Source organism: Leclercia sp. G3L, assembly GCF_021117075.1.
In the GTDB taxonomy this organism is placed as follows: domain Bacteria; phylum Pseudomonadota; class Gammaproteobacteria; order Enterobacterales; family Enterobacteriaceae; genus Enterobacter; species Enterobacter adecarboxylatus_C.
Window position 1 is genome coordinate 1,350,584 of the sequence record NZ_CP088265.1, and the last position, 12,591, is coordinate 1,363,174.

Annotated in this window: 13 protein-coding genes; 10 read left to right on the top strand and 3 right to left on the bottom strand. The window is 58.8% G+C overall.

Features of this window, described 5'->3' with window-relative positions:
• The first annotated feature begins 30 nt into the window (after positions 1-30).
• The 7 genes from dapF (at position 31) to corA (ending at position 6,749) form a co-directional block, all read left to right on the top strand.
• Complete coding sequence (gene dapF / locus LRS40_RS07790) at positions 31-855, top strand: diaminopimelate epimerase (protein ID WP_156264856.1); 825 nt, start codon at positions 31-33, stop codon at positions 853-855.
• Positions 852-1,559 (top strand): DUF484 domain-containing protein, encoded by a 708-nt coding sequence (locus LRS40_RS07795; RefSeq protein ID WP_142487514.1) that lies wholly within the window; start codon positions 852-854, stop codon positions 1,557-1,559. The genes dapF and LRS40_RS07795 overlap by 4 nt, the downstream gene beginning before the upstream one ends.
• Positions 1,556-2,458: a tyrosine recombinase XerC gene (xerC, locus tag LRS40_RS07800; protein ID WP_156264855.1), complete on the top strand. Its 903-nt coding sequence runs from the start codon at positions 1,556-1,558 to the stop codon at positions 2,456-2,458. The genes LRS40_RS07795 and xerC overlap by 4 nt, the downstream gene beginning before the upstream one ends.
• Entirely contained in the window at positions 2,458-3,174 is a 717-nt protein-coding gene (gene yigB, locus LRS40_RS07805; protein WP_156264854.1) for a 5-amino-6-(5-phospho-D-ribitylamino)uracil phosphatase YigB, read from the top strand. The genes xerC and yigB overlap by 1 nt, the downstream gene beginning before the upstream one ends.
• A 107-nt stretch (positions 3,175-3,281) precedes the next feature.
• Positions 3,282-5,444 (top strand): DNA helicase II, encoded by a 2,163-nt coding sequence (gene uvrD / locus LRS40_RS07810; protein ID WP_142487511.1) that lies wholly within the window; start codon positions 3,282-3,284, stop codon positions 5,442-5,444.
• Positions 5,405-5,650 carry a YsgD/CorL family protein gene (gene ysgD, locus LRS40_RS24765; protein ID WP_350223562.1) on the top strand — a complete coding sequence of 82 codons (246 nt, stop codon included), beginning with the start codon at positions 5,405-5,407 and terminating at the stop codon, positions 5,648-5,650. The genes uvrD and ysgD overlap by 40 nt, the downstream gene beginning before the upstream one ends.
• A 148-nt stretch (positions 5,651-5,798) precedes the next feature.
• Positions 5,799-6,749, top strand: a complete 951-nt coding sequence (gene corA, locus LRS40_RS07815; protein ID WP_142487510.1) for a magnesium/cobalt transporter CorA — start codon at positions 5,799-5,801, stop codon at positions 6,747-6,749.
• Positions 6,750-6,833: 84 nt separating this feature from the next.
• Here corA and rarD read toward each other — a convergent pair whose 3' ends face one another.
• Positions 6,834-7,730 (bottom strand): EamA family transporter RarD, encoded by an 897-nt coding sequence (gene rarD / locus LRS40_RS07820; RefSeq protein ID WP_231313449.1) that lies wholly within the window; start codon positions 7,728-7,730, stop codon positions 6,834-6,836.
• 51 nt (positions 7,731-7,781) lie between these two features.
• A complete protein-coding gene (yigI, locus tag LRS40_RS07825) occupies positions 7,782-8,249 on the bottom strand; it encodes an acyl-CoA thioesterase YigI (RefSeq protein WP_142487508.1) in 468 nt (155 codons plus the stop codon).
• A gap of 159 nt (positions 8,250-8,408) precedes the next feature.
• Here yigI and pldA point away from each other — a divergent pair, with 159 nt between their 5' ends.
• The 3 genes from pldA to rhtC all read left to right on the top strand — a co-directional run bounded on the left by pldA (position 8,409) and on the right by rhtC (position 11,872).
• A complete protein-coding gene (pldA, locus tag LRS40_RS07830) occupies positions 8,409-9,269 on the top strand; it encodes a phospholipase A (RefSeq protein ID WP_142487507.1) in 861 nt (286 codons plus the stop codon).
• A 91-nt stretch (positions 9,270-9,360) separates the two neighbouring features.
• A complete protein-coding gene (gene recQ, locus LRS40_RS07835) occupies positions 9,361-11,190 on the top strand; it encodes an ATP-dependent DNA helicase RecQ (protein ID WP_231313450.1) in 1,830 nt (609 codons plus the stop codon).
• Positions 11,191-11,251: 61 nt separating this feature from the next.
• A complete protein-coding gene (rhtC, locus tag LRS40_RS07840; protein WP_156264851.1) occupies positions 11,252-11,872 on the top strand; it encodes a threonine export protein RhtC in 621 nt (206 codons plus the stop codon).
• Here the strand turns inward: rhtC and rhtB are convergent.
• Positions 11,869-12,489, bottom strand: coding sequence for a homoserine/homoserine lactone efflux protein (rhtB, locus tag LRS40_RS07845; RefSeq protein ID WP_106995919.1), 621 nt, complete (start codon positions 12,487-12,489; stop codon positions 11,869-11,871). The two genes, rhtC and rhtB, sit on opposite strands and share 4 nt — an antisense overlap.
• Between the last annotated feature and the right edge of the window lie 102 nt (positions 12,490-12,591).

A 12,591-nucleotide genomic window follows, 5' to 3' on the forward strand; every position in this document is an offset into this window, starting at 1 on the left:
CGCGTTGCGAACCGCGCAATGGAGTAAATAATGCAGTTCTCTAAAATGCATGGCCTTGGCAATGATTTTATGGTCGTCGACGCGGTAACGCAGAATGTCTTCTTTTCTCCGGAGCTGATCCGCCGCCTGGCCGATCGGCACCTCGGGGTCGGGTTTGATCAGCTGCTGGTGGTTGAGCCGCCTTACGATCCCGATCTCGATTTTCACTACCGCATCTTTAATGCTGACGGCAGCGAAGTCTCCCAGTGTGGCAACGGCGCGCGCTGTTTTGCCCGCTTTGTCCGGCTGAAAGGGCTGACCAACAAGCGTGATATCCGCGTCAGCACTGCTAATGGGCGAATGGTGCTGAGCGTCACCGACGATGAGCTGGTGCGGGTCAACATGGGCGAGCCGAACTTCGAGCCATCGCAGGTGCCGTTCCGCGCCAACAAAGCGGAAAAGACCTATATCATGCGCGCCGCGGAACAGACAGTCTTGTGCGGCGTGGTCTCCATGGGGAACCCGCACTGCGTGATTCAGGTTGATGATGTCGCGACCGCGCCCGTTGAGACGCTTGGTCCGGTGCTGGAAAGCCATGAACGTTTTCCTGAGCGCGCCAATATTGGATTTATGCAGGTCATCACTCGCGATCACATCCGTCTGCGCGTCTTTGAACGCGGAGCTGGTGAAACACAGGCGTGCGGAAGCGGTGCCTGTGCGGCCGTCGCGGTGGGGATTGCGCAGGGTTTACTGGCGGAAGAGGTTCGCGTGGATTTACCAGGCGGCCGTCTTGATATCGCCTGGAAAGGCCCGGGCCAGCCGCTGTATATGACCGGCCCGGCGACACAAGTCTACGACGGGTTTATCCATCTATGAAACAACCAGGAGAAGAACTGCAGGAAACGCTGACGGAGATGGACGACCGGGCGGTTGTTGATTATCTGCTGCGCCATCCTGAGTTTTTCATTCGCAATGCCCGTGTGGTTGAAGAGATGCGCGTGCCACATCCGATCCGCGGGACGGTCTCGCTGGTCGAATGGCATATGGCGCGCGCACGCAATCATATCAACCATCTGGAAGAGAATATCTCGCTGCTGATGGAGCAGGCCACCAGTAATGAGAGCCTGTTCTATCGTCTGCTGCACCTGCAGTCGCGACTGGCCTCCGCCAGCAGCCTGGACGAATTTCTGCTTCGCCTGCATCGCTGGGCGCGCGAGCTGGGGCTGGCCGGGGCGACCCTGCGCCTGTTCCCGGATCGCTGGCGCATTGGCGCCCCCTCCAGCTTTACCCATCTGGCGCTATCGCGGCAGGCGTTTGAGCCGCTGCGCATTCAGCGCATGGGGCATGAGAACCACTACCTCGGGCCGCTGCATGGCCCGGAACTGCTGATCGTTCTGCCGGAGGCCAAGGCCATCGGTTCGGTGGCGATGTCGCTGATGGGACGCGATGGCGATCTCGGGGTGATGCTGTTTACCAGCCGCGATCCGCAGCACTATCAGCAGGGACAAGGGACGCAGCTGCTCCAGGAGATCGCGCAGATGCTGCCCGAGCTGCTGGAGCGCTGGATTGAACGCGTATGACGGATGCTCTGCTGGCGCCTGCCGTCACGCGTTTTCTGCGCTATCTGGGCGTTGAGCGCCAGCTCAGCCCAATCACCCTGGTAAACTACCAGCGTCAGCTTGATGCCATCATGCAGCTGGCCGACGAGATCGGCCTGAAGAGCTGGCAGCAATGTGATGCCGCCACGGTGCGGACCTTTGCCGTGCGCAGCCGCCGGAAAGGACTTGGCCCTGCCAGCCTCGCGCTGCGTCTGTCAGCCCTGCGCAGCTTCTTCGACTGGCAGGTAAGCCAGGGCGAGCTCAACGCCAACCCGGCCAAAGGGATCGCCGCGCCAAAAGCGCCGCGCCACCTGCCCAAAAATATCGATGTCGATGATGTTAACCGCCTGCTGGATATCGATCTCAACGATCCGCTGGCGGTACGGGATCGGGCGATGCTGGAGGTGATGTACGGCGCGGGGTTACGTCTTTCCGAGCTGGTGAACCTCGATATCAAACACCTCGATCTGGACACCGGAGAAGTGTGGGTGATGGGCAAAGGCAGCAAAGAGCGCCGCCTGCCCATTGGCCGTAACGCCGTGGCGTGGATTGAGCACTGGCTCGATCTGCGCGGCCTGTTTGGCACCGAAGAGGATGCGCTGTTCCTCTCGAAGCTCGGGAAGCGCATCTCGGCGCGTAACGTGCAGAAACGTTTTGCCGAGTGGGGGATCAAGCAGGGGCTGAACAGCCATGTGCATCCGCATAAACTGCGCCACTCATTCGCCACGCACATGCTCGAGTCCAGCGGCGATCTGCGTGGGGTGCAGGAGCTGCTGGGCCACGCCAATTTGTCCACCACCCAGATTTATACCCATCTTGATTTTCAACACCTTGCCTCGGTGTACGACGCGGCGCATCCACGCGCCAAACGGGGGAAATAATGCGTTTTTATCGTCCATTAGGCCATATTTCAGCACTGACGTTCGACCTTGATGACACCCTTTATGACAACCGCGAGGTGATCCTGCGTACCGAGCAGGAAGCGCTGGCGTTTGTGCAAAACTACCATCCCGCGTTAAAAACGCTGGAAAACAAAGAGTTTCACCGCCTGCGCCAGGCATTACGGCAAACCGAGCCGGAAATTTACCACGACGTCACCGAGTGGCGTCGCCGCGCCGTTGAGCAGGCGATGCTGAATGCTGGTCTGACCGCCGCCGAAGCCGCGCTTGGCGCAGAAGCCTCGATGGCGCACTTCGCCCAATGGCGCAGCCGTATCGACGTGCCGCAGGAGACCCACGACACCCTGGCGAAACTGGGCGAGAAGTGGCCGCTGGTGGCCATCACCAACGGCAATGCGCAGCCGGAGCTGTTCGGCCTGGGCGACTACTTCGAGTTTGTACTGCGCGCGGGCCCGCACGGGCGCTCCAAGCCGTTCAACGATATGTACCATCTGGCGGCAGAGAAGCTCGACCTGCCGCTGGGGGAGATCCTGCACGTGGGCGATGACCTGACTACCGACGTTGCTGGCGCGATCCGCTGCGGGATGCAGGCCTGCTGGATCAAGCCAGAAAATGCCGATCTGATGCAGACCGCCGACAGCCGCCTGCTGCCGCATATCGAAATTTCACGGTTGGCATCCCTCACCACGCTGATATAATCACCAGTAGTATTGTATAAATTACCAGGGTTTTGCAGTTGTAGGCCCGGTAAGCGAAGCGCCACCGGGCGTTTTGCCGTGTTCCTGATTACTACGTGACGGTGCCAATGGACGTTTCTTACCTGCTCGACAGCCTTAATGACAAACAGCGTGACGCGGTTGCCGCGACGCGCACCAATATGCTGGTGCTGGCAGGGGCGGGCAGTGGTAAGACACGCGTGCTGGTACACCGCATTGCCTGGCTGCAGAGCGTGGAGAACTGCTCGCCGTACTCGATTATGGCGGTAACCTTCACCAACAAAGCGGCGGCGGAGATGCGCCACCGTATTGCCCAGCTGATGGGCACCAGCCAGGGCGGCATGTGGGTTGGCACTTTCCACGGGCTGGCGCACCGCCTGCTGCGTGCACACCATCTGGATGCCAACCTGCCGCAGGACTTTCAGATCCTCGACAGCGAAGATCAGCTGCGCCTGCTGAAGCGCCTGATCAAGGCCATGAACCTCGACGAGAAGCAGTGGCCGCCGCGTCAGGCGATGTGGTACATCAACAGCCAGAAAGACGAAGGGCTGCGCCCGCACCACATCCAGAGCTTTGGCAACCCGATTGAGCAGACCTGGCAGAAGGTCTATCAGGCCTACCAGGAGGCCTGCGATCGCGCCGGGCTGGTGGATTTTGCCGAGCTGCTGCTGCGCGCCCATGAGCTGTGGCTCAACAAGCCGCATATCCTGCAGCACTACCGCGAACGCTTCACCAACATCCTGGTGGACGAATTCCAGGATACCAACAACATTCAGTACGCATGGATCCGCCTGCTGGCGGGCGATTCCAGCAAGGTGATGATTGTCGGCGATGACGATCAGTCGATCTACGGCTGGCGCGGCGCCCAGGTGGAGAACATCCAGCGCTTCCTCAAGGACTTCCCGGGCGCGGAGACCATCCGCCTGGAGCAGAACTACCGCTCCACCAACAACATTCTGAGCGCGGCCAACGCCCTGATTGAGAACAACAACGGGCGTCTGGGTAAAAAGCTGTGGACCGAGGGCATCGACGGCGAGCCGATCTCGCTTTACTGCGCCTTCAACGAGCTGGACGAAGCCCGCTTCGTGGTCAACCGGATCAAAACCTGGCAGGACAACGGCGGCGCGCTGGAGAAGTGCGCCATTCTCTACCGCAGCAACGCCCAGTCGCGCGTGCTGGAAGAGGCGCTGCTGCAGGCCAGCATGCCGTACCGCATCTATGGCGGGATGCGCTTCTTCGAACGCCAGGAAATTAAAGACGCGCTCTCCTATCTGCGCCTGATTGCCAACCGTAACGACGACGCGGCCTTTGAGCGCGTGGTCAACACCCCCACGCGCGGCATCGGCGATCGCACCCTTGACGTGGTGCGTCAGACCTCCCGCGATCGCCAGCTGACCCTGTGGCAGGCGTGTCGCGAGCTGCTGCAGGAGAAGGCCCTCGCCGGACGTGCGGCCAGCGCGCTGCAGCGCTTCCTGGAGCTGATCGAAGCCCTGGCTCAGGAAACCGCCGACATGCCGCTGCACGTTCAGACCGACCGGGTGATTAAAGACTCCGGCCTGCGCATGATGTACGAGCAGGAGAAGGGCGAGAAGGGCCAGACCCGTATCGAGAACTTAGAGGAGCTGGTGACGGCCACGCGCCAGTTCAGCTACAACGAAGAAGATGAAGACCTGATGCCGCTGCAGGCGTTCCTGTCCCATGCTGCGCTGGAAGCGGGCGAAGGGCAGGCCGACACCTGGCAGGATGCGGTCCAGCTGATGACCCTCCACTCGGCCAAAGGGCTGGAGTTCCCGCAGGTGTTTATCGTCGGCATGGAGGAGGGGATGTTCCCGAGCCAGATGTCGCTGGATGAGGGCGGTCGTCTGGAAGAGGAGCGTCGCCTGGCCTACGTCGGCGTGACCCGCGCGATGCAAAAGCTGACCCTGACCTATGCGGAAACCCGCCGTCTGTACGGCAAAGAGGTTTACCACCGGCCGTCGCGTTTTGTTGGCGAACTGCCGGAAGAGTGCGTGGAAGAGGTTCGTCTGCGGGCCAGCATCAGCCGCCCGGTCAGCCATCAGCGTCTGGGTGCGCCAGTCTCGGAAAACGACAGCGGATTCAAACTCGGCCAGCGCGTGCGCCACGCCAAATTCGGTGAAGGCACCATTGTGAACCTGGAGGGCAGCGGGGAACACAGCCGCCTGCAGGTGGCATTCCAGGGGCAGGGTATCAAATGGCTGGTGGCCGCTTACGCCCGACTGGAAGCAGTGTAACTTTCCGAAAAATATCACTATTTTTTAATAAGCTGCCAGGCTTAAACGCTGAAGGGCATTTAAAGTTCTTCAGCGTTTCGTTGCGTGTTGACGCCGCTGTGACTGCTGGCGTAACATGCGCGCACGATTACGCTAAGAGGACATTCGCCTTGGACACACCCAGTAGATGCTGGCTCAATTCCCTGTCATCCAGGAACAACTCCTAAGGCTATCTCCTCACGCTGATGCCCTTAGTGGTTGTCAGCGACAGTTATTCCCGTCGCGCTGAGTCAGGCTGTTTAATGGTCTGAAACCCAATGTGTTTCTGTGTGCCCACCGAACTGTCCGATATTTTTTGCATTGGGAGTCCCGGTCATGCTGAGCGCATTTCAACTGGAAAAGAACCGACTGATTCGGCTTGAAGCTGAAGAGTCACAACCCCTCATTGATGCCGTTTGGGTGGATCTGGTCGAGCCGGATGACGACGAACGCCTACGCGTACAATCTGAACTTGGGCAAAGCCTGGCCACCCGCCCGGAACTGGAAGACATCGAGGCGTCGGCCCGTTTCTTCGAAGACGAAGACGGTCTGCACATCCACTCCTTTTTCTTCTTCGAAGATGCGGAAGATCACGCCGGTAACTCTACCGTCGCATTCACCATCCGCGATGGCCGCCTGTTTACCCTGCGTGAGCGTGAACTGCCCGCGTTCCGTCTCTACCGCATGCGCGCCCGTAGCCAGGCGATGGTGGACGGCAATGCCTATGAGCTGCTGCTCGACCTGTTTGAAACTAAAATCGAACAGCTGGCGGATGAAATCGAAAACATCTACAGCGATCTGGAAGCGCTGAGCCGGGTGATCATGGAAGGCCATCAGGGCGATGAGTACGACGAAGCGCTCTCAACCCTGGCAGAGCTGGAAGATATCGGCTGGAAGGTGCGTTTGTGTCTGATGGATACCCAGCGCGCGCTGAACTTCCTGGTGCGCAAGGCGCGTCTGCCGGGCGGTCAGCTGGAGCAGGCGCGTGAGATCCTGCGCGATATCGAATCCCTGCTGCCGCACAACGAATCCCTGTTCCAGAAGGTGAACTTCCTGATGCAGGCGGCGATGGGCTTTATCAACATCGAGCAGAACCGCATCATCAAGATCTTCTCGGTGGTCTCGGTAGTGTTCCTGCCGCCTACGCTGGTGGCCTCCAGCTACGGGATGAACTTTGAGTTTATGCCGGAGCTGAAATGGAGCTTTGGTTATCCGGGAGCGATTGTCTTTATGGTGCTCGCCGGTCTCGCGCCGTATCTCTACTTTAAGCGTCGTAACTGGCTGTGATGGTTGCGCCCGGTGGCGCTACGCTTACCGGGCCTACAGATCCCGTAGGCCGGATAAGGCGCAGCCGCCATCCGGCAAAAAGCACTACAATCCTTTGCGCGTCCTGCGCTGGGTATAAATCGCATCCGCCACAAACACCGCCAGCGCCACCCAGATAAAGGCAAAGGTCACCATCTTATCCGCGCCCGGCACTTCGCCGTAGAACAGCACCGCCAGCAGGAACATCAGCGTCGGGCCGATGTACTGGAAGAAACCCAGCGTCGACAGGCGCAGACGCGTTGCCGCACCGGTAAAGCACAGCAGCGGGATGGTGGTGACCACACCGGCCGCCATCAGCATCACGTTCAGCGTCCACGGGTTACTGCCCATATGGCTGGTGCTGCTGTCGGCAATGCCGAACAGGTAAATCGCGGCCACTGGCAGCAGCCACAGGGTTTCAAACAGCATCCCGGTTTGCGCTTCAACTGCAATTTTCTTGCGCACCAGGCCATAGAAGGCAAAGCTGAACGCCAGCCCCAGGGCAATGACCGGCAGCGAGCCGAAGGTCCAGAGCTGAACCAGAACGCCGCAGAGGGCGAGCATCACCGCCAGCCACTGCATCCGGCGGAAGCGCTCGCCAAGGAACAGCATCCCCAGCACGATATTCACCAGCGGGTTAATGAAGTAGCCGAGGCTCGCTTCCAGCATATGATGGTTATTGACTGACCAGATAAACAGGAGCCAGTTGCCGCCAATCAATACGGCAGAGAGGGCCAGCAGGAAAATTTTCTTTGGCGTTTGCAGGAGCGTTTTCACCCCCGACCACTGACGTCTTACGCTCATCAGCGCCACCATAAAGAAAAACGACCAGATCACGCGGTGGGTAAGAATTTCGTCAGCGGGGACGTAGTGAATCAGCTTGAAGTAGGCGGGCGCGATACCCCAGATAAAATAAGCGGCAAGGGCGAGCAAAACGCCCTGCCGCGTCTGTTTAGCATCCATCAGGAAAATCCGTTACAAAAAAGTAACGCAATTTTACCCGATTTTACCTTCTCAACCCACCATATAAGTGGCGGTTGCGCTGGCGATATAAACCTGATCTTCGTTGTGTAGCTCGACGCGCGCGACCGCGACTTTATTGCCCGCCCGCAGCAGGCTGCTGCTGGCAGTAAAGCGATTCCCGCGGCCAGGGCGCAGATAATCGACGCGCAGGTCGATGGTGCCCATCCGCGACAGGCGCTGGCGCAGCTCGTCTTCGTTGATGGTGTCGTGGCGGGTCAGGGTGCTGCCGACGCAGACCAGACCAGCGGCAACATCAAGGGCAGAGGCGATCACCCCGCCATGGAGAATGCTTTGCGCCCAGTTACCGACCATCATCGGCTGGTTGTTAAAGCTCAGTTGGGCAAAATCTTTTTCGTAACGCTCCAGCTCGAGCCCCAGCGCACGGTTGAACGGCATATGGTAGACGAAGATCTCCCCGACAAGCTTCAGGGCCTGGTCGGCAGTTAGCGTGGCAGACATAGCGCGTCACATCCTTATTGTTAAAAGGCTGTTGATTTTATGCCTCATTAGTGTGAATTTCTACTTTCAGACCCCGGATATAAGCAGTTAATCATTAATTCTGTAAAATGAATAAACCATAACTATTCATTAAAACAATTTCGCAGGAGAGCATCACCGATGCGGATATATCAGGCCGGGTTCCTGGCGGCGGTTACGCTGCCCTCTGTGGCATTCGCGCAGGAAGCGGTAACTCAGGAGGTGCCTGCTGTACGGGGCAGCATCATCGCTAACCTTTTGGAAGAGCACGATAATCCTTTTACGCTCTATCCCTATGACAGCAACTACCTCATCTATACCGCCACCAGCGACCTCAATAAAGAGGCGATCCGCACCTATGACTGGGCCGACGATTCGCAAAAAGATGAGGTGAAGTTTCAGCTGAGCCTTGCCTTCCCGCTATGGCGCGGCATTTTGGGGCCGAATTCGATTCTCGGTGGCTCCTACACGCAAAAATCCTGGTGGCAGCTGTCGAACAGCGATGAATCTTCGCCGTTTCGTGAGACCAACTATGAGCCGCAGCTTTTCCTTGGCTTTGCCACCGATTACTCGCTGGCGGGCTGGACCCTGCGGGACGTTGAGTTTGGCTACAACCACATGTCTAATGGCCGCTCCGACCCAACGTCGCGCAGCTGGAACCGCCTCTATACCCGCCTGATGGCGCAGAACGGCAACTGGCTGGTGGAGGTGAAGCCCTGGTACGTGGTGGGCAACACCGACGATAACCCGGATATCACCAAATACATGGGCTACTACCAGCTGCGGGTGGGCTATCAGCTGGGCGAAGCGGTGCTGAGCGTGAAGGGTCAGTACAACTGGAATACCGGCTACGGCGGCGCGGAGATGGGCGTCAGCTACCCGTTGACCAAACATGTTCGTTTCTATACCCAGGTCTACAGCGGTTACGGCGAATCGCTGATCGACTACAACTTCAACCAGACCCGCGTCGGCGTGGGCGTGATGCTGAACGATCTTTTCTAGCCTCCTCGAATGTTTTTGTCTTAAACGTTGAAGTTTCTCTCGCAGGCGCTGAAAATAGCGCCTGTTTTTATTTCAGGCAAATGGGGTTGATGTGGTGCAGGCGGAAGTCGTAAATCAGGAGTTGCTGGCTAAACAGGTTTTGCACGAAACCTTTGGCTACCAGCAGTTCCGCCCGGGCCAGGAAACCATCATTAATACTGCCCTTGGGGGCCGTGACTGTCTGGTGGTGATGCCGACCGGCGGCGGGAAATCCCTGTGTTATCAGGTTCCCGCCCTGGTGATGAACGGCCTGACGGTGGTGGTATCACCGCTGATCTCGCTGATGAAAGATCAGGTCGACCAGCTGCTGGCGAACGGCGTTGCGGCGGCCTGTATCAACTCCACCCAAACCCGCGAGCAGCAGCAGGAAGTCATGGCCGGGTGCCGCACCGGGCAGGTGCGTCTGCTGTATATCGCCCCGGAACGCCTGATGCTGGATAACTTCCTTGAGCATCTGGCGCACTGGAATCCGGTGCTGCTGGCGGTGGACGAAGCGCACTGTATTTCCCAGTGGGGTCATGATTTCCGTCCGGAGTACGCGGCCCTCGGTCATCTGCGCCAGCGTTTCCCCGAGCTGCCGTTTATGGCGCTCACCGCCACCGCCGACGACACCACCCGCCAGGATATTGTTCGTCTGCTGGGCCTTAACGATCCGCTAATCCAAGTCAGCAGCTTCGACCGCCCAAATATCCGCTACATGCTGATGGAAAAATTCAAGCCGCTGGATCAGCTGTTGCGCTATGTCCAGGAGCAGCGCGGCAAGTCGGGCATCATCTACTGCAACAGCCGGGCGAAGGTGGAAGACACCGCCGCGCGACTGCAAAGCCGGGGCTTCAGCGCCGCCGCCTATCATGCCGGGCTGGAAAACCACATTCGCGCCGAGGTGCAGGAGAAGTTCCAGCGCGACGACCTGCAAATCGTGGTGGCAACCGTCGCCTTTGGGATGGGCATCAACAAGCCGAACGTGCGCTTTGTGGTGCATTTCGACATTCCGCGCAATATCGAATCCTACTATCAGGAGACGGGCCGCGCCGGGCGTGACGGCCTGCCTGCGGAAGCGATGCTGTTCTACGATCCGGCCGATATGGCCTGGCTGCGCCGCTGCCTGGAAGAGAAACCGCAGGGGCCGTTGCAGGATATCGAGCGCCACAAGCTCAACGCGATGGGGGCCTTTGCCGAAGCGCAAACCTGCCGCCGCCTGGTGCTGCTGAACTATTTTGGCGAGGGGCGCCAGGAGTCGTGCGGGAACTGTGATATCTGCCTCGATCCGCCGAAGCAGTACGATGGCCTGATGGACGCGCGTAAGGCGCTCTCCACCATTGGCCGCGTCAATCAACGCTTCGGTATGGGCTACGTGGTGGAGGTGCTGCGCGGTGCCAACAACCAGCGTATCCGCGAGATGGGTCATGACAAGCTGCCGGTCTACGGTATTGGTCGCGATCAGAGCCATGAGCACTGGGTGAGCGTCATCCGTCAGCTGATCCACCTCGGTTTTGCGACCCAGAACATTGCCCAGCACTCCGCGCTGCAGCTCACCGAAGCTGCCCGCCCGGTGCTGCGTGGCGTCGTGGAGCTGCAGCTGGCCGTGCCGCGCGTGGTGGCGCTGAAACCGCGGGTGATGCAGAAATCTTACGGCGGTAACTACGATCGCAAGCTGTTCGCCAAGCTGCGTAAGCTGCGCAAAGCCATCGCGGATGAAGAGAATATCCCGCCGTACGTGGTGTTTAACGACGCGACGCTGATTGAGATGGCCGAACAGATGCCGCTCAGCGCCAGCGAAATGCTCAGCGTCAACGGCGTCGGCACGCGTAAGCTGGAACGTTTTGGTAAAGAGTTTATGGCGCTGATTCGTTCCCATACGGATGGCGATGATGAGGAGTAGTCAGTCCGGCAAAAAAGTGCCAGGATGATGACTCCCTGAACTATTTCCCCGCGAGTTAATTATGTTAACCCTGTTTCTGACCGTGGCGCTGGTGCATATTGTGGCGCTGATGAGCCCTGGCCCTGACTTTTTCTTCGTCTCACAGACGGCGGTTAGCCGCTCCCGCAAAGAGGCGATGATGGGCGTGCTGGGTATTACCCTTGGCGTCATGGTCTGGGCTGCCGTGGCGCTGCTGGGCCTGAACCTGATCCTCGAAAAAATGGCGTGGCTGCACAACATCATTATGGTCGGCGGCGGTCTGTATTTGTGCTGGATGGGCTATCAGATGCTGCGTGGGGCGTTTAAGAAAGAGGACAGCGAGGCACCGGAGCCAAAAATGGAGCTGGCGGCCAGTGGGCGCAGCTTTGTGAAAGGGCTGCTGACCAACCTCGCCAATCCAAAAGCAATCATCTATTTTGGCTCGGTATTTTCACTGTTCGTGGGTGAAGACGTCGGGGCCGGTGCGCGCTGGGGCATTTTCCTGCTGATCGTGCTGGAGACCTTCGCCTGGTTCACAATCGTTGCGAGCCTGTTTGCTTTGCCCTCGATGCGCCGCGGATATCAACGCCTGGCGAAGTGGATTGACGGCGTTGCCGGCGCGTTATTCGCCGGCTTCGGCATTCATCTGATCCTGTCGCGCTAAGCGTGCCTTGCTGACGCCAGCAGCGCGCCCACCAGCATAAACAGCGAACCAAACACTTTATTCAGGGCCTTCATCTGACGAGGCCCTTTAATCCATGTCGCAATCCGCGTTGCCAGCGTCGCATAGCCAATCATCACAATAATATCGACCACAATGGTGGTCACGCCCAGCACCACGTACTGCATGATCTGGGGCTGATGCGGCACGATAAACTGCGGAAACAGGGCGGCCAGAAAGACGATGCTTTTCGGGTTGGTCAGGTTCACAAACACCGCGCGTTTAAACAGGCGGCCCCGGCTCTGGGTCTGGGCGAGCGTATTCAGATCCAGGGCACCCGCGGCGCGCCACTGCTGGATCCCCAGCCAGATAAGGTAGGCCGCACCGGCCCACTTCAGCACTTCGAAGGCCAGTACCGAGCGGGAGAACAGAGTGCCGAGCCCTATGCCGACCAGCACGATGTGAATCCCCAGCCCGGTCTGCAATCCGGCAATCGACGCCGCCGCCCCGCGATAGCCATGGTTCATGGCGGTGGTCATGGTATTGATGGCCCCGGAACCCGGTGAAAGGCTGAGGATGATGGATGTCAGCAGGTAGGCGAACCACCACTCGAAGGTCATTTGAAGCTCCCGAATCGTCTATTTTTATGCCACAATACGCTAATGTTGCGTCATTTTACGACCTGTCACGAAAAAACGATATTCCTTGGCTTACAGGGGTGT